Here is a 16,647-nt window from a genome sequence, read left to right on the forward strand (position 1 = left end):
TGTGAGGGTCTCATGCTGGTGTTTATTTGAAGTAGTCGGCTCCGCCAACGTATTCGGTGTGGCCCGAGGGAACCTCGGCCGTGGCCATCTTGGCAATTTCGGCAGCAAATTCAGCCACCGAGTAGAGGCGGCCGGCCTCGGCGCGACGAGCCTCAATGGCACCCGGGTTGGCACGATCCAGCAGGGTCGCCGTCACGGTGCCCTCGATCATGTCACCGGAGACCACCACGAGGGAGATGTCCTCGGCGGCCAGGTTCGGGATGAGGGCGCGCAGGGCGTCCTCGCCGGCACGCTTGCTCTTGGCAACGGGCTCGTACTCGGGCATCGTCGGCACGGTTTCAATGAAGTGTGCCTGGTGGCTCGTGACGAAGACCACGCGGGATCCGGCCGGCAGCAGCGGCATCGCGGCGTTGAGCAGGTTGACCTGAGCGTCGCGGTTGAGCTTCAGGGCGTAGTTCTCGGCCATGCCGGACTCCATGCCACCGGAAGCGTTCAAAACCACCAGGTCCAAGGACCCGAAGTTTTCCAGGGCTGCGCTGACAAGAGCCTGCACGCCTTCCTGGGTGGTCAGATCGGCGCCGACGGCCACGGCGCGTCCGCCAGCTTCTACGATCTGGCTGACAACCTTGTTGGCGCGGGGCGCCTTCTGGCGGTAGTTAACTACTACCGCTGCGCCTTCTGCGGCCAGGTACTTGGCTACATCGGCACCGACTCCGCGTGAGGAACCGGTAACAATGGCTGTCTTTCCGTCAAGCTTTCCCATAAAAAATATCCTTAAGTTTCAACGGTACATTCAGTAATCCAGACGGCCGGGGCCACCTGCGAGTCTGTAAGAATCATATCCGGGCGCTCCCCTACTGGGCGGTAGGGAAGCTGTGGAAGAGCTTCTTTAGTGCCCCATGCCAAGTCCACCGTCAACGGGGATGACGGCCCCGGAGATATAGGAAGCCTCGTCGCTGGAGACCCAGCGCACCACGTTGGCGACCTCTTCCGCCGTCGCAAAGCGAGCGGCGGGAATCGTGGAGAGGTACTGCTTCTGCGTTTCCTCGGGCAGCGCCGCGGTCATATCGGTGCTGATGAATCCGGGGGCCACCACGTTGGCGGTGATGCCGCGTGATCCCAGCTCGCGAGTCAGGGAGCGGGCGATGCCCACCAGTCCGGCCTTGGACGCCGCGTAGTTGATCTGTCCCGGTGAACCGTAGAGGCCGACCACGGAGGAAATCAACACGACGCGACCCTTGCGCTTACGGATCATGCCCTTGGAGGCGCGCTTGATGACACGGAAGGCACCGGTCAGGTTGGTGTCCACGACGGAGGTGAAGTCGTCCTCGCTCATGCGCAGCAGAAGGGTGTCCTTCGTGATGCCAGCATTGGCGATGAGCACCTCAACGGGTCCATGGGCGGCCTCAACCTCGGTGAAGGCGGCGTCGATGGAGGCAGCATCGGTGACATCGGCCTGAACGCCGAGGATGCCCTCGGGCAGCTCGGACGGGCTCCTGTAGGTCACCGCGACCTTGTCACCATTGGCCAAAAAGGCCTGGGCAATGGCCAAACCAATGCCACGGTTTCCGCCGGTGACTAAAACGCTGCGACCCTGGCTTACTTCGCCTGCCGGTGCACTCATGTATTCCTCCATAGAAAAGCTCATAAAAAATGACACAGATGATTCAACTCTAGTTAATGAATCCTACGGTGAATCACCGAGCACCACACAGTTGACTTTTGGTTGTGTACCGCTGCGGTGACAGAATGGGTGTGTCCCTTTGGAGTGTGATGAAAGAGCAACCAGCTACGCCGAAGTTCGGTGCGCCCCGGCGAAGCAAGTTCCGTCAAGGTGCCGCCGAATCAGAAATTCCCGCGATTACCAATGCCACGCAAGCGCACAGCGATGAGATGCGTGGACGCATGATCAAGTACGCCGTCACCATGGGAATTCGCATGGTGTGTCTGGGCGCCATCTTCCTTTTTCACGGTTGGTACGTGCTTATCCCCATCGTGGGAGCCGTGATCTTGCCATGGGTTGCCGTCATGATCGCCAATGGCGGGGCCGATATTGTCCACCGCAAAACCGTTGAGCTGCTCGACGCCGCTCCCCTGTATGAGGTGGAGTCCGGCCAGCAAGAGAAGCACGACGACGAGGATCAGCTAGGCGAGATCCTCACGGGAGAAATCGTCCCCGACGAGGAGGAGCCCAGCGAAGCGGGGCCCGCCGAGACCGCGTCAGAGAATTCGTCAGAGAAACAGGACCGCCATGAACATCTTTGACATGCTGCCCGGTGCCCACAACCCGGAAACCACCCCGGCAGCCGATACTCCGGAGCCCATCTGCTCCCGGAAGGGCTGCCGTGCGGCGGCCACGCAACAACTCTTGTGGAACAACCCCAAGATCCACACCCCGGAGCGTCGCAAGATCTGGCTGGCCTGTTCCGAGCATGTGGCCTGGCTGGAGGACTATCTGCAGAGTCGTTCCCTCTGGAAAGAAACTCTGCCTCTGAGCCCGAAGGATGTCGCGTAAGTACATGAAGACCTATAAGTTCCTCTTCTCAAGTCGTTGGATGGGCTACTTCGCGGTGGCTCTCATCTTTGCCATCGCCTGCGTGTCCTTGGGCAATTGGCAGATGAACCGTCGCGAGGCCGTCGTTGCCAACATCACGAAAATTCAGGAAAACTACTCCGGGACGGTGATCGACTACGCCGATATCGCCGGGAACTTTGCAGACTTTGACGCTGCCAAGGAGTGGACGCAGGTTCGCCTCGTGGGCCAGTATCTGACGGAAGATCAGCGCATCGTCCGGAACCGGCCGCTCAATGGCACGCCCGGCTATGAGGTCCTGGTCCCCTTGCGATTGGTCAATGGTGACACCGTCATCATCGACCGAGGTTGGCTCCCCATCGGCAACAAGGAAGCCGGTCACCCGGACATCGTCCCGGAGCCAGAATCTGGCACGGTTGAGGTCATCGCCCGACTCAAGCCGGCCGAGCCGCGTCTGGACCGCGGCGCACCGGCGGGACAGCTTGCCTCGATTGAGCTCAACGACTACGCAGCCCAATTGAGCTACCCCATCAAGACCGGCGCTTACGGTCAGGTGGCCAAGGAAAGCCCGGCCGCGGCCAGCAATCCGGTGGCCTTCCCGGCACCCTCGATCGACGAGGGCTCCCACCTGAGCTATGCCATGCAGTGGATCGCCTTCGGTGTCCTGGCCTTCATCGGCTTTGGTTACGCGGCCAGGATGCAGCGTCGTAACGACGAATTCGATGCATTGGAGGCTGAAGAGTCAGGCATTCCCGTCGAGGAGCTGTACGGTCGCGGCTCCGCCTTCCACCCCCGGCAGCACCCCAAGGTGCGCAAGCCAGGTGCCCGGCAGACCGCCGAGGAAGCCGAAGACGCCATCTTGGATGCCCAAGGCTTCTAAGCCCGGCAGCAACAGGCGGTGCCGCCAACTACCCAGCTGTGGCAATTCTCACAGCTGGGTTTGTCATAGAATGACGGCGTGACTACTGAGCAGATTCCCGCCGCTTCCCTCTCCGATCCCCGGGTTGAGAATGTCCGCGCTGCCCTAAAGGCGGCCGGGCTCGAGGACACCGTCGTGGTGGTTCCCGACTCCGTCGCCACGGCAGCCACGGCGGCCGCCGTCTTAGGCTGCGAGGTTGCGGCAATCGCCAATAGCCTCATTTTTGAGTGCGACGGCGCTCCACTGCTGATCGTGGCTAGCGGCGCGGGCAAGGTCAACGTGAAGTTGCTGGCCCTCGAGCAGGGACTAGGGAAAATCAGCCGCGCCGATCACGATTTTGTGTTGCGGTACGCCGGTCAGCCCGTGGGTGGCGTGGCACCCCTGGGGCACCCCGCCCCCATCCGAACTTTCCTCGACACGGATCTGGCCGCGCACTCCCGCTTGTGGGCAGGAGCCGGGAGCCATCAGGCGATGTTGTCCCTGAGCTACCACGAACTCCTCGCGGTCACGGGCGCTACGGAAGCTGTCGTGCGCTAACTGACCCTCTGGGCCACGTAGCTGAACACAACGACGGCGGGAGGTGACGAAATTTACTTTCGTCACCTCCCGCCGTCGTACGTGGCTGTTAGACCCGAAGGCTAGGCCAGCGTGATCAGGTCCAGGTAATCCGGGTTCCAGAGGTCCTCGTCGCCGTCGGGCAACAGCACGACGCGCTCGGGGTCAAGCGCCGCAACGGCACCCTCATCGTGGCTGACCAAGACCACAGCACCCGTGTAGTTCTTCAGGGCACCGAGGATCTCCGCACGACTGGCGGGGTCAAGGTTGTTTGTGGGCTCATCCAGGAGCAGCACGTTGGCGCTGGAGGCAACGATCGTGGCCAGGGCCAGACGTGTCTTCTCACCACCGGAGAGGACACCGGCAGGCTTGTTGACGTCATCGCCGGAGAACAGGAAGGACCCAAGAATGCCGCGCACCTCGGCGTCATTCATGTCACCGGCTGCCGATCGCATGTTTTCCAGCACCGTGCGGGAGACATCGAGCGTGTCGTGCTCCTGGGCGTAGTAGCCAACCTTGAGGCCGTGACCGGGAATGATCTTTCCTGTGTCAGGCTGAGAAACGCCGGCCAGCATGCGCAGCAGGGTCGTCTTACCGGCACCGTTGAGGCCCAGGATGACAACCTTGGAGCCGCGGTCGATCGCAAGGCTGACATCCATGAAAATTTCCAGCGAACCGTAGGACTTGCTGAGTCCCTCGGCCATGAGCGGGGTCTTGCCACACGGCGACGGCTCGGGGAAGCGCAGCGCTGCCACCTTGTCCTGCGCCCGGACCTCTTCCAGTCCGGCCAGCAGGCGCTCGGCACGCTTGGCCATGTTCTGCGCGGCAACGGCCTTGGTGGCCTTGGCACGCATCTTGTTGGCCTGCTCCATGAGGACGCCGGCCTTCTTTTCGGCGTTGGCGCGTTCCCGACGTCGGGCACGCTCATCGGTTTCGCGCTGCGCGAGGTACTTCTTGTAGCCAAGGTTGTACTGATCGATCGTGGCCCGGTTGGCGTCAAGGTGGTAGACCTTGTTCACCGTTGCATCGAGGAGCTCCACATCGTGGCTGATCACGATCAAGCCACCAGTGTGGCTCTTGAGGAAGTCACGCAACCAGGCCACCGAATCGGCGTCAAGGTGGTTGGTGGGCTCATCCAGCAACATGGTCTTCGCACCGGAGAACAAGATACGAGCCAGCTCAACACGACGTCGCTGACCACCGGAGAGGGTCTTCAACGGCTGGTTGAGGATGCGCTCGGGCAGGGCCAGGTTGGAGGAGATCGCGGCGGCCTCGGCCTCGGCAGCATAGCCACCGTTGGCGAGGAACTCGGCTTCGAGACGATCGTAGCGACGCATGGCCTTGTCGCGAATGTTGTTGTCGTCGCTGGCCATATCGCTTTCGGCCTTGCGCAACTTGCCGATGACCTTATCCAGGTTACGAGCGGCGAGGATGCGATCCTTGGCCAGCTGTTCCATGTCAGGGGTGCGAGGATCCTGAGGCAGGTAACCAATCTCACCCGAACGGGTGACCTTGCCACCGGCGGGGAGGCCTTCTCCGGCCAAAACTCGAGTCAGTGTGGTCTTGCCGGCGCCGTTTCGGCCCACAAGTCCAATCTTGTCACCGGAATCGATGCGGAATGATACTTCGTCCATGAGCAGGCGCGCTCCAGCACGTAACTCAAGGTCTTGGACCGATATCAACGTAGTAACCTTTCACGTAAGTGGGTATATGCCGCGAAACGTTTCTCCGCCGATTCCGGTTGAGACGAACGTTGTACAACCAAGCCAGTCTAACGAGGTTCCGGGGTGGGGAAAATCCGGTATCAAGAAAAATTCAGTGAAAGTAGCCATAATGACTTCCTCTCGACCCACAAATGAGACGTTGGCAACAACGAAGAAGCCCAGCGACTCCGTAGATTTCACCCCCGCACGACGCCGGTGGGGCGCCATGGATCTCTCACTGATTGCGGTATTTGCCGCCCTCATGGCCGCCTCCATTGCCGTGCCGGGCATCAATGTTGGCGTTTTAGGTGTGCCCATTACGCTGCAGACACTCGTGGTGGCCTTGTGTGGACTCGTTCTCGGTTTTGGCCGGGGAACCGCGGCAGTGAGCCTCTATATTCTCCTTGGCCTCATCGGATTGCCCATCTTTAGTGGCTTCCGCGCCGGACCTGCCGTCCTGGCCAGCCCCTCCGCCGGGTACATTGTGGGCTTCATCTTTGGCGCGGCCGTGATCGGCCTGCTCGCTCGTTTCGCCCTTCGCAGCCGGTGGCGCGCGGGTGCACTCTTTGGCGCAGCCATGGTGGGAACCATTGTTGTTCATAGCTTCGGCATTGTGGGATTCCTCATCAAGGGGATGGCCCTGCCGGCCGCCATCGCCGCCGATGTCATCTACCTGCCCGGTGACGTGATTAAGAATGTCTTGGCCGTTGTGATTGCCTTGAGCCTGCACCGCGCCTTCCCTGACCTGTTGGTGCGCCGACGCAAGTGAGAAACGCCGGAAATAACTGCATTGTCTTAGATCGCGCCGCCGTCACTGTTGAGGCAGCCGATCCAAGGTCGCAGGAAACAAAAACCATCCTCGCCCCGGTCTCCTTGACGCTGACGGAGCAGCGTATCGCCATCATCGGCGCAAATGGTTCGGGTAAATCCACGCTCCTACGCCTCCTCAACGGCCTGGTACTCCCCTCCTCGGGAACGGTTCAGGTCAACGGCAACAGCACACAAAGGGACGTCTCGGCAGTGCGCCGCAGCGTCGGCTTTGTCTTCACCGATCCACTCTCGCAACTGGTCATGCCCACACCCCAGGAAGACATTGAACTGTCCCTGCGCCGCCAAAAGTTAAGCAAGGCCGAGCGTCGCCACAAGGCCACCGCCATCCTGGCCGACTACGGTCTGGCACATCTGGCCGAGAGCAGCATTTACGAACTCTCCGGCGGGGAACGCCAGCTGACGGCCCTGGCGACGGTGCTCGCCGTCGCCCCTGACATCCTGGTCCTGGACGAGCCCTCCACGTTGCTGGATCTACGCAATACCCGGCTGCTGATGGAACGCCTCGATGCTCTCCCCCAGCAAATCATCATGTCAACGCACAATCTGGACCTGGCTGCCCGCTTTGACAGGATCCTGGTGATCGATTGCGGCCAGCTCGTCTTCGACGGAGAGCCAGATCGTGGCATTGCCCGATATCGAGAGCTGGCCGGCTAGTGCGAGGTCACGCCTTCATGGTGGCCGGGTACGTGCCGGGCGAGTCCATCGTGCATCGCACACGCCTGGGCCTGAAGGCACTTCTGCTGCTGCTCGTGGCCGTGCTATGCCTCGCCTCGCCCGCACTGTCCCCCGAGTTCAGCGTGGGAATTACGACGGCGACCCTGATCCTTGTCGTCATCGGCCACGTCGTCGCGGGGCTGGGTTGGCAACGGCTCTGGCGTGCCGTGCGGCTCATGCTGATCTTTTTGATCTTGATTGCGGCTTATCAGTGGTGGCAATTTGGGCCGTTGATTGCGTGGCAGGTCATTGCCGCCATCGTGGCAACGGTACTCGCCTCCAATGTTCTAACGTCCACGACGCCCGTGGATACGCTCCTGGATGGTCTGGCGGCCCTTGTGCGGCCCTTGCGCCGTTTTGGCGCCGACCCCGAGCGGTTCTCCCTCACGGTGGCGCTCATGCTGCGCAGCATCCCCTACGTCATCGGCGCCTTTGCCGACGTGCGTGATGCCGCACGGGCCCGCGGCTTGGAACGTAACCTCGTGGCCCGCTCACTACCTGTTGTCATCTCCACCGTGGCATATGCCCGGGCAACGGGCGATGCCCTTGCTGCCCGTGGCCTGGGCGATCCCGAACCGCCGGAGGCACGTTAGCTACAGCGCACGCCACTGAAACTGCGCCGAAATGCCGATGCCTCCGGCCATGCTGATCATGGCGACGGCATCCGCCGCTGATCTGTCCTCGCGCCTAGCCCGGGCCAGCAGCCGCGTCACCAACACTGCCCCCGAGGCGCCGTACGGGTGCCCCAAAGCCAGCGCTCCGCCGTCGTGGTTAAAAAGCGCCGGGTCCAGCTCGAGGAGATCTGCCGTGGCAAGGACCTGGGCGGCGAAAGCCTCGTTGTACTCGATCATGCTGGCCCGCAGGCGCTCCGGAGACAGCCCGGTGCGGCGCATGAGCGCCCGGGTGGAATGCGCCGCAGCCACGCCAAGGAGCGTGGGATCGTTGCCCGTCACGGCGCTGTCGCAAAAGACCAAACCAGCGGCCGCTAGCTTCCGGGCTCGGGCGAGCGTTGTGACGGCGACGATGGCCGCGCCGTCGCTATAGGGACAGGAATTGCCGGCCGTGACGGTTCCCCCGGGCACAAAGGCGGCAGGGAATCGCGCCAAGAGGCTGGCCGAGAGCGTGGCCCTGGGACCTTGATCCGCTGTGAGGGACGCAAAGGGGATGAGTTCCTCATCGAAATGGCCGTTGTGGGCAGCTGCCACGGCGCGCCGATGGCTTTCCAAGGCATAGGCGTCCTGCCGCTGGCGGGTGATCTTATAGTGGCTGGCCACGTTTTCAGCGGCTTCTCCGGCGTCGGGATCGCCAGTTTCGTAAGGTGCGAACTGGGCGCGGTCGAAGAACTCCAACTCACCCTGTGGGCCGCGATGGGCACGCGCTGGGGCGGTGCTGATGCTCTCCACGCCACCGGCTAGATACAGTTCGCCTGCCCCGGCCTGAATGAGTCGGCAGGCCAGCACGATCGCTTCCAAGCCCGAGCCGCATTGCCGATCTACGGTCAGGCCCGGGATGCTCTCGGGCAGTCCGGCGGTGAGGGCGGACAGCCGCGCCACATTGCCGCCTCCGCCGGTGGCGTTTCCGAGGATGACGTCGGAAATCTCCGCGGCGGCCACACCTGGCTGACGCACGAGGTCCTCGAGCACGGCCGAGGCGAGCATGTGGGCCCGGATGTCTTTATAGGCTCCGCCGACCTTGGCGATGGGCAGCCGCTTGGCCGCAATGATCACGGGCGTCGTGTCGGGACTGTTAGCGAAGGCGCTGGGCACGCGGGTCTCCTTCGGTGATCCAGTGGCTCAAGAGTGCACGGCTAATTTTACCGCTGCCGGTGAGGGGTAGTTCCGAGAGCGCAAAGAAGGCGCGGGGCCGGTGGGATTCGGGGAGGTGCTGCGCGGCTCGGCGTAGCGTGTCCAGAAGCTGCTGCTCGGCACCCGCGTCATGGCAGGCCGCGATGAGCCGTTGCCCGCGGATCAGGTCAGGAATCCCTGCCACGATGACCCGCGGGGCCCGCACGCCAGCTGCCTCCAGGGCGCTCCTGAGGAGCTGTTCCACAGGGTGCGGATACACATTGGCCCCCGAGACATTAACCATGTCGCTCGCTCGACCCGCCAGATGCAAGCGACCACGGGCATCGAGGGAGCCTTGGTCACGCACCGTGCACCACCTCTGGTCTGGTTCGGCGGCCGCTTCGACTGTAAAGGCGAGCCCGTCGTCGCCCCAGGCGTAGCCATCGCAGGCATAGGGGCCCTTGACCCACACATCGCCTTGCTGCCCGGGGGCACAGTCTTGGCCGAGTTCGTCCCGGATGGCGATCTCGGCTCCGGGAAAGGCCTGACCCACGCCCTGATCCCCTGCGGTATCGGTGCCGGTCATGGTGACAGCCGAAACGAAGCCCAACTCCGCGGCGCCGTAATACTGCTGGATGCGCGCGTGCGGTGCCCATTCCTGCACAAGGGCCAGGAGTGTGTCCGGCATCTCGGAACCGGCACACACGATCGAGCTCAGCTGCTCTCCACTGCGTCCCGTAGCCAGGCCTCGAGCCGCCATGAGCCCCAGGATGGTCGGGACGAGCACGAGCCGGCTTGCCCCATTCTCGACCATGGCGTCCAGGGCCGCGTCGGGGCTGAAGTGGGGCAGCGCGAGGAAGGTCCCGCCGCTGAAGAGCGACTCCCCCAAGGCATAGAGATTCATGCTGGCGGCCAATGGACCGGGGGCCAGCGTGAGAGTGGATTCCCCAACATCGAAGTATTCGGCGCTACGCAGAAACGAGGTGTGCCACGAGATGGCGGGGCGGAGAAAGGCCTTCGGTACTCCGCTCGTGCCCGAGGACAGTCCGAGGAGAAAGGTCTCGGGTGCTTCCGGCTGTTGTCGCCTACTCGAGGCCCACGCCCTGGCCTGACCCATGAGTGCCCGGCGGACGCCGTCGGGCCACTGAGTGTCGAGGACCATGACGGGACGCCGCTGCACCACCGCGGAACAAAATTTGATCGCCAACTCCACACTCGTGGGGAGCTCAATCACGACGACGGGCGAGGTGCCGGCGTCCTGCTTTGGCTGATGCTGAGCTGCCTGGAGCAGCTGCGCATACGAGAGCCGCTGCTCCCCCACCACGACGGCGGTCCGGTCCCCGCGCACGGCGGCCCAGTGTCTGAGTTCTTTGATGAATGGCATTGTCATCATGGTAGATGAGTTTGTGGCCCGTCAGCCGCTACTCTTGTGGCATGACATTTAACCAGGGGGCCCGGCTGGACCCATCGCAGGCAGAAGACCAGAGAGGCCGCAGCGGCATGGGGCGCGGCGGCAAGGTAGGGCTCGGCCTAGGCGGCGGCATCGTCGTGCTCATCGGCGCCCTGCTGGGCATCAATCCAGAGATACTCTCGTCCATTCTTGGGGATACCTCAACGCAGCCGGCCATCGAACAAACTGGCGACTCAGCGTTGGAGAGCTGCCTGACCGGGCAAGACGCGAACGAGCGCCTGGACTGCCGTATTCTCGGCACGGCCAACTCGCTCAATAGCTTCTGGCCGAGCTACCTCGCAGAACGCGGGATCGATTACTCAGCACCCAAAACCGTGATCTTCCAGGGCAGTGTCAACACCGCCTGCGGGCAAGCCAGCTCTGCCGTTGGACCGTTCTACTGCCCCGGCGACAACAAAGCCTACTTTGACCCGGACTTCTTCTCCCAGCTGGAGACACAGTTCGGCTCCTCGGGCGGCCCTCTCGCCCAGGAATACGTGGTGGCGCACGAGTTTGGCCATCACGTGCAGGATCTATTGGGAACCATCGGCAAGGCGCAGCAAGACCCGCAGGGCGCGCAATCGGCCGCCGTACGCACCGAGCTGCAGGCTGATTGCTACGCTGGCATTTGGATGCGGTACGCCTCGTCCAACCCCGCGCCGGGAAGCAGCGAACCGTTCCTGATTCCTCTGACGCAAAAGGACCTTAACGACGCCCTCTCCGCTGCTTCATCTGTTGGCGATGACAGGATCCAGGAAGCCGCAACAGGGCGCAGCAATCCGGAGTCGTGGACGCACGGTTCCAGTAAACAGCGCCAGCAATGGCTCTACACGGGCTACCAAAAAGCTGACCTTGCGGCCTGCGACACCTTCGCCGTCCCGTCGGTCTAGCCACGGAATGCATCCAGCGGATTAAAAGCAAAGGCCCGGTTTCTTACTTCCACCATGACTGGTTGAAGCAAGAAACCGGGCCTTTTGCGTGCGTGCCTAGATGTTAAAGCCCAGGGCTCGCATCTGGTCGCGACCGTCGTCTGTGATCCGTTCCGGACCCCACGGCGGCATCCACACCCAGTTGATACGCCATTCGTCAACGATGGGCCCAAGCGAAGCTTCTACTTGTTCCTCGATGACGTCCTGCAGGGGGCAAGCCGCCGTGGTGAGCGTCATGTCCAGCAGCAGTGCGCCGTCGTCGCCGTAACGAAGACCGTAAAGCAAACCTAAGTCGACGACGTTGACACCCAATTCGGGGTCAATGACGTCCCGCAGGGCTTCCTCAACGTCTTCCAGGTTTGTCTGCCCGGCGGCAACGGCCGGGCTTGTTTCGCTGATGTCAGTCATGATTCCTTCTTGACGATGGTCGGTTGGTTGGCGAGGCGATTAAGCCGTGGCCGTCTCGGCAACCAAGTAACGGTCGTAGCCTTCTTCTTCCAAGCGGTCAGCCAATTCCGGGCCACCCTGCTCAGCGATGGTTCCGTCAACGAATACGTGCACGAACTGCGGCTTGATGTAACGCAGGATGCGCGTGTAGTGCGTGATGAGCAAGGTACCGAGGCCACCTGCATGGATGGCACGGTTGACACCTTCGGAGACGATCTTCAGTGCGTCAACGTCCAGGCCGGAGTCGGTCTCATCCAAGACGGCGAACTTCGGGCGGAGCAGTTCGAGCTGAAGAATTTCGTGACGCTTCTTCTCGCCACCGGAGAAACCTTCGTTGACGTTACGCTCAGCGAACTCGGGTTCGATGCGCAGCTGAGCCATGGCAGCCTTGACGTCCTTGGTCCACGTACGCAGCTTGGGGGCTTCGCCGTCGATCGCGGTCTTGGCGGTGCGCAGGAAGTTGGTCATGGTGACGCCGGGGATTTCCACCGGGTACTGCATGGCCAAGAAGAGACCGGCGCGGGCACGCTCGTCAACGCTCATCTCCAAGACGTTTTCGCCGTCGAGGGTGATGGAACCGCTGTCGACCGTGTAACGCGGGTGACCGGCGATCGTGGAGGCCAGGGTGGACTTACCGGAGCCATTGGGGCCCATGATGGCGTGAGTTTCACCCGTGTTGATGGTCAGGCTGACACCCTTGAGGATCGGCTTGATGCCCTGTTCCGTCTCGATGCTGACGTGCAGGTCCTTGATTTCCAGAGTAGACATACTCTATTTTCTCCTAAAAAGTTTAATGAACAGGCCGCGGCGCTACTGAGCGCTGACGCCATTAAGAATGTTGGTGACGTCCACATAGACGTCGCTGCCGTGAACGGTCAAGGCAAAGACCGGCACGGGTTCAAATGCTGGCAAGGTCAACGGCTGGCCGCTGCTCAGATCAAATGAGCTGCCATGTGCCCAGCACTCGATCGTGCCATCCTCCACGTCGCCTTCGCTCAAGGAGATATCGTCGTGTGAACAGGTATCTCCAATCGCGTGAAGTTCTCCATAGGAGTCCCGCACGATCGCGATGGGGCAATCATCAACCTCGACGAGCAAGGAAGACTTGACCTGTACGTCGTCGACTTGGCAGACAATGACGCCGGCTGGCGTGGAGGAATCACTCACAGTGCGCTCGATTCCAATTCGCGCTCGACGGAGTCACGCAGGCGTTCTTCCAAGGCCGGAACCTTGATCTGCTGAATCACTTCGTTGAGGAAGCCGCGCACGACGAGGCGGCGTGCCACATCTTCGGCGATACCGCGAGTCTGTAGGTAGAACAGCTGCTCGTCATCGAAGCGACCGGTAGCACTTGCGTGTCCGGCGCCCTCGATCATGCCCGTCTCAATTTCCAGGTTCGGCACCGAATCGGCACGTGCACCCTGGGTCAGGATCAGGTTACGGTTCATCTCGTAACTGTCGGTGCCTTCGGCCTGCTTGCGGATCAGCACATCGCCAATCCAGACGGCGTGGGCGTTGTCGCCCTGCAGGGCGCCCTTGTAGGTCACGCGAGACTTGCAGTTCTTCGTGGAGTGATCCACGAACAAACGCTGTTCCAGGTGCTGGCCGGCATCGGCAAAGTACAGTCCGTACATTTCAACCTCGGCACCCGTGCCGCTGTAACGAGCGGTCGGTGTGGTGCGCAGCAAGTCGCCACCAAGGTTGACCACAACGTGCTTGACCTTGGAGTCGCGGCCGGCCATGACGTGCTGGGCGCTGGCGTGGACGGCGTCGTCGTTCCAGTCCTGGATGCTGACGACCGTCAGATCGGCACCATCTTCGACGAGAACCTCGACGTTTTCAGACAGAACCGCGGTACCGCGGTGGTCCAAAACAACAACACCGGTGGCGAACTTCTTGGCGTGAACCAGGATGTGCGATGCGGCGGGGGTGTCGCCCTGGCCCGTGAGAGTCAAGGTCGTCACGTTATCTGCGTTGCCAACGAACTCGGCAGGCAGGGTCACGATGGTTGCTTCGCTGAAGTTTTCCCAAGCGGCGGCGGCTACGCGGTCCTCTGGGATACCGGCGGAACCAATGCGCGCGTCGTCACGGCCCACGGTTTCAACCGTGACGCCTTCCGGGGCGGAAGCCTCAACCAAGGGAGCGGCGCCGTTAAGCTCCATACCCTTGATGCCAACGCGATCCAGGCCGCGCAGACGCTTGAGCGGGGTGAAGCGCCAGTCTTCTTCACGGCCTGTGATGGCCGGGAAGTCGGCGAGCTTGTACGAGGTCAAACGGCCTGCACGTGAGCTATCCGGAACGCCGGCACCCGCGCCGTGGCTGTGTGCCTTGGCTGCGTTGCCGCCGAGGGGACCTGATTCGGGGTTGATCTCGGAGAGGCTTTCGCCCTCTTCGGTCATGCCCTTAATGAAGCCCTGGGACCAGATTTTTGACTCTGTTTCTTGTTCTTGCGTGAGCTCGGTCATTTAGCCGACGGCCCCTTCCATCTGCAGTTCAATCAGGCGGTTCAGTTCGAGTGCGTATTCCATGGGCAGTTCCTTGGCGATGGGCTCGATGAAGCCGCGCACAATCATGGCCATGGCCTCGTCCTCGGGCATGCCGCGGGACTGCAGGTAGAACAGCTGCTCTTCGCTGACCTTGGATACGGTTGCCTCGTGACCCATGGAGACATCGTCTTCACGTACGTCGACGTAGGGGTAGGTATCCGAGCGGGAGATGTTATCGACCAGGAGGGCGTCACAACGAACGGTGTTAGCCGAGTGTGTTGCACCTTCACGGATCTGCACGAGGCCACGGTAAGCGGCTCGTCCACCACCACGAGCAACAGACTTCGAGATGATCGAGGACTGCGTGTTCGGGGCAATGTGGACCATCTTGGATCCGGTGTCCTGGTGCTGGCCTTCGCCGGCGAAAGCTACCGACAGGGTCTCACCCTTGGCGTGCTCACCCACGAGGTAAACGGCCGGGTACTTCATGGTGACCTTGGAACCGATGTTGCCATCGACCCACTCCATGGTGGCACCTTCGTGAGCAATGGCTCGCTTGGTGACCAGGTTGTACACGTTGTTGGACCAGTTCTGGATGGTGGTGTAGCGAACGCGGGCGTTTTTCTTCACCACGATCTCAACGACGGCCGAGTGCAGGGAGTCCGAGGTGTAGATAGGAGCCGTGCAGCCTTCGATGTAGTGAACGTAGCTGTCCTCATCGGCGATGATGAGCGTGCGCTCGAACTGGCCCATGTTCTCCGTGTTGATACGGAAGTAAGCCTGCAACGGGATCTCTACGTGAACGCCCTTGGGAACGTACACGAAGGAACCGCCGGACCAGACGGCCGTGTTCAAGGAGGCGAACTTGTTATCGCCCACCGGAATCATGGTGCCGAAGTACTCCTGGAAGATCTCCGGGTGTTCGCGCAACGCGGTGTCGGTGTCGGTGAAGATGACGCCCTGTGCTTCCAAGTCCTCGCGGATCTGGTGGTACACAACCTCGGACTCGTACTGAGCCGTAACGCCACCAACCAAGCGGTTACGCTCAGCTTCGGGGATACCGAGCTTCTCGTACGTATTGCGAATGTCCTCGGGAAGTTCCTCCCAGGTACCGGCCTGCTTTTCAGTGGAGCGGACAAAGTACTTGATATTGTCGAAGTCAATGCCGGAGAGATCTGCACCCCAGGTCGGCATGGGCTTGCGGTCGAAGTACTTCAGGCCCTTCAGACGCATATCTAGCATCCACTCGGGCTCGCCCTTTTTAGCGGAGATGTCGCGGACGACTTCTTCGCTGAGGCCGCGTCGGGCGTTGTCGCTGACAGCATTCTTATCCGACCAACCGAAGGCATAGTTGCCTAGGCCTTCAAGCTCGGGGTTTCTCTCGAGAATGTCGTGGTTGGTGGCATCTGCCACCTCACCATCGGCGCGTACATCCTGCGCTAATTGATCCGTCATCACGGCCTTTCTTGCTGATGTTTGGAAACAAAGGTGGAGGGGCGTTGAATCCGCACCGTACGGCCGGCCGACGGGGCGGCATCGGCCGTCGTCGTGGCTAGCTTGCGGACAACTGCACGCCCTGTTGGAACGTGGGTAGTGCAGACATGTCCGCCACTGGCCATGGTGGAGAGTCTGCGCACATCGACGCCGATGAGTCGGGAGAAAACCTTGGTCTCGGCGTCGCAAAATTCGGGGAAGGAACTGGCAAGTTCCTGAATGGGACAGTGGCCCTGGCACAACTGTTCGGCAGCCATGGCCGATCCCGGGTTCAAGGAGTTTGAGCTCGCGACGAAGTGGTCCAGCTGCAGCGCCTCCGCGAGAGCCTTGGAGCGTGCGGCAACATCGTCACCGGCGGCGTCCACGACAGACTGGTATTTGGCTTCCATCTTGGCAAAGCGACTTTCAGCAAAATCACTGACAGCGGAGGCTCCACTGGTCTTGGCAAGCTCGCTGAGCGCCAGCGTGGCAATTTCTAGATAGTCGTCGCCAATCTCTGTCTGTCCGCGGCGGGACACAACATAGCGGCGAGCAGGTCGGCCGGCACCACTCTTAGCATTGCTAATGAGCTTAACCTCGATAATCCCCTCACGGGTCAAGGTGTCAAGGTGCCTGCGCACCGCTGCCGGAGTCAACCCCAGGAGGCTGCCAAGTTGCGCAGCACTGACGGGCCCTTGTTCTAGCACCGCCGTCAGGACACGGTCTCGGGTACGTTCATCAGGATCGATCCCGGGACTAATATCGGTTTCTACATGCTGACTCATTGACACCTCCACGCAGTCGAAATAACACACAGCATTAC

19 protein-coding genes are annotated in these 16,647 nt (G+C 61.6%); 8 read left to right on the plus strand and 11 right to left on the minus strand.

Going from position 1 to position 16,647, the window contains the following annotated elements:
* Window positions 1-22: 22 nt before the first annotated feature.
* Complete coding sequence (locus tag CVS30_RS09895; RefSeq protein ID WP_110485181.1) at window positions 23-763, minus strand: SDR family oxidoreductase; 741 nt, start codon at window positions 761-763, stop codon at window positions 23-25.
* A gap of 126 nt (window positions 764-889) precedes the next feature.
* Window positions 890-1,624: a beta-ketoacyl-ACP reductase gene (locus CVS30_RS09900; protein ID WP_110485259.1), complete on the minus strand. Its 735-nt coding sequence runs from the start codon at window positions 1,622-1,624 to the stop codon at window positions 890-892.
* Between the two features lie 149 nt (window positions 1,625-1,773).
* Here CVS30_RS09900 and CVS30_RS09905 point away from each other — a divergent pair, with 149 nt between their 5' ends.
* From CVS30_RS09905 to CVS30_RS09920, 4 genes are all read left to right on the plus strand, one after another.
* Window positions 1,774-2,265 carry a DUF3099 domain-containing protein gene (locus tag CVS30_RS09905; RefSeq protein ID WP_110485182.1) on the plus strand — a complete coding sequence of 164 codons (492 nt, stop codon included), beginning with the start codon at window positions 1,774-1,776 and terminating at the stop codon, window positions 2,263-2,265.
* The gene (locus tag CVS30_RS09910) at window positions 2,252-2,515 is read left to right on the plus strand and encodes a hypothetical protein (RefSeq protein ID WP_110485183.1); all 264 of its coding nucleotides are present in this window, start codon (window positions 2,252-2,254) and stop codon (window positions 2,513-2,515) included. Before CVS30_RS09905 ends, CVS30_RS09910 begins: the two co-directional genes overlap by 14 nt.
* 4 nt (window positions 2,516-2,519) lie before the next feature.
* Complete coding sequence (locus tag CVS30_RS09915) at window positions 2,520-3,413, plus strand: SURF1 family cytochrome oxidase biogenesis protein (RefSeq protein WP_110485184.1); 894 nt, start codon at window positions 2,520-2,522, stop codon at window positions 3,411-3,413.
* Between the two features lie 78 nt (window positions 3,414-3,491).
* Entirely contained in the window at window positions 3,492-3,989 is a 498-nt protein-coding gene (locus tag CVS30_RS09920; protein ID WP_245934540.1) for a YbaK/EbsC family protein, read from the plus strand.
* Between the two features lie 101 nt (window positions 3,990-4,090).
* On the opposite strand, the gene CVS30_RS09925 is transcribed toward CVS30_RS09920, so the two are convergent.
* Window positions 4,091-5,689 (minus strand): ABC-F family ATP-binding cassette domain-containing protein, encoded by a 1,599-nt coding sequence (locus CVS30_RS09925; protein ID WP_110485185.1) that lies wholly within the window; start codon window positions 5,687-5,689, stop codon window positions 4,091-4,093.
* Between the two features lie 151 nt (window positions 5,690-5,840).
* Here CVS30_RS09925 and CVS30_RS09930 point away from each other — a divergent pair, with 151 nt between their 5' ends.
* The 3 genes from CVS30_RS09930 to CVS30_RS09940 are packed head-to-tail and all read left to right on the plus strand — an operon-like array spanning window position 5,841 to window position 7,848.
* Window positions 5,841-6,479 (plus strand): biotin transporter BioY, encoded by a 639-nt coding sequence (locus CVS30_RS09930; RefSeq protein WP_110485186.1) that lies wholly within the window; start codon window positions 5,841-5,843, stop codon window positions 6,477-6,479.
* Window positions 6,476-7,195 (plus strand): energy-coupling factor ABC transporter ATP-binding protein, encoded by a 720-nt coding sequence (locus CVS30_RS09935; protein WP_370800766.1) that lies wholly within the window; start codon window positions 6,476-6,478, stop codon window positions 7,193-7,195. The genes CVS30_RS09930 and CVS30_RS09935 overlap by 4 nt, the downstream gene beginning before the upstream one ends.
* A 17-nt stretch (window positions 7,196-7,212) precedes the next feature.
* Window positions 7,213-7,848 carry an energy-coupling factor transporter transmembrane component T family protein gene (locus tag CVS30_RS09940; RefSeq protein WP_306418767.1) on the plus strand — a complete coding sequence of 212 codons (636 nt, stop codon included), beginning with the start codon at window positions 7,213-7,215 and terminating at the stop codon, window positions 7,846-7,848.
* Here CVS30_RS09940 and CVS30_RS09945 read toward each other — a convergent pair whose 3' ends face one another.
* Both CVS30_RS09945 and CVS30_RS09950 read right to left on the minus strand, forming a co-directional pair.
* A complete protein-coding gene (locus CVS30_RS09945) occupies window positions 7,849-9,021 on the minus strand; it encodes a thiolase family protein (protein ID WP_110485188.1) in 1,173 nt (390 codons plus the stop codon).
* Entirely contained in the window at window positions 9,002-10,423 is a 1,422-nt protein-coding gene (locus CVS30_RS09950; protein WP_181419766.1) for a class I adenylate-forming enzyme family protein, read from the minus strand. The genes CVS30_RS09945 and CVS30_RS09950 overlap by 20 nt, the downstream gene beginning before the upstream one ends.
* 50 nt (window positions 10,424-10,473) lie before the next feature.
* Here CVS30_RS09950 and ypfJ point away from each other — a divergent pair, with 50 nt between their 5' ends.
* Window positions 10,474-11,379, plus strand: a complete 906-nt coding sequence (gene ypfJ / locus CVS30_RS09955; RefSeq protein ID WP_110485190.1) for a KPN_02809 family neutral zinc metallopeptidase — start codon at window positions 10,474-10,476, stop codon at window positions 11,377-11,379.
* A gap of 96 nt (window positions 11,380-11,475) precedes the next feature.
* Here the strand turns inward: ypfJ and CVS30_RS09960 are convergent, their stop codons facing one another.
* From CVS30_RS09960 to CVS30_RS09985, 6 genes are read right to left on the minus strand one after another with little or no spacing between them, the layout of a single operon-like run.
* A complete protein-coding gene (locus CVS30_RS09960) occupies window positions 11,476-11,826 on the minus strand; it encodes a metal-sulfur cluster assembly factor (RefSeq protein WP_110485191.1) in 351 nt (116 codons plus the stop codon).
* A 39-nt stretch (window positions 11,827-11,865) separates the two neighbouring features.
* Entirely contained in the window at window positions 11,866-12,633 is a 768-nt protein-coding gene (gene sufC / locus CVS30_RS09965) for a Fe-S cluster assembly ATPase SufC (RefSeq protein ID WP_110485192.1), read from the minus strand.
* A gap of 42 nt (window positions 12,634-12,675) precedes the next feature.
* Complete coding sequence (locus tag CVS30_RS09970) at window positions 12,676-13,032, minus strand: non-heme iron oxygenase ferredoxin subunit (protein ID WP_110485193.1); 357 nt, start codon at window positions 13,030-13,032, stop codon at window positions 12,676-12,678.
* Window positions 13,029-14,330, minus strand: coding sequence for a Fe-S cluster assembly protein SufD (gene sufD, locus CVS30_RS09975; protein WP_110485194.1), 1,302 nt, complete (start codon window positions 14,328-14,330; stop codon window positions 13,029-13,031). Before sufD ends, CVS30_RS09970 begins: the two co-directional genes overlap by 4 nt.
* A complete protein-coding gene (gene sufB, locus CVS30_RS09980; protein ID WP_110485195.1) occupies window positions 14,331-15,806 on the minus strand; it encodes a Fe-S cluster assembly protein SufB in 1,476 nt (491 codons plus the stop codon).
* A complete protein-coding gene (locus CVS30_RS09985; protein WP_110485196.1) occupies window positions 15,806-16,609 on the minus strand; it encodes a helix-turn-helix transcriptional regulator in 804 nt (267 codons plus the stop codon). Before CVS30_RS09985 ends, sufB begins: the two co-directional genes overlap by 1 nt.
* Window positions 16,610-16,647 lie beyond the last annotated feature (38 nt).

This window comes from Arthrobacter psychrolactophilus (genome assembly GCF_003219795.1).
GTDB classification, from domain to species: Bacteria; Actinomycetota; Actinomycetes; order Actinomycetales; family Micrococcaceae; genus Specibacter; species Specibacter psychrolactophilus.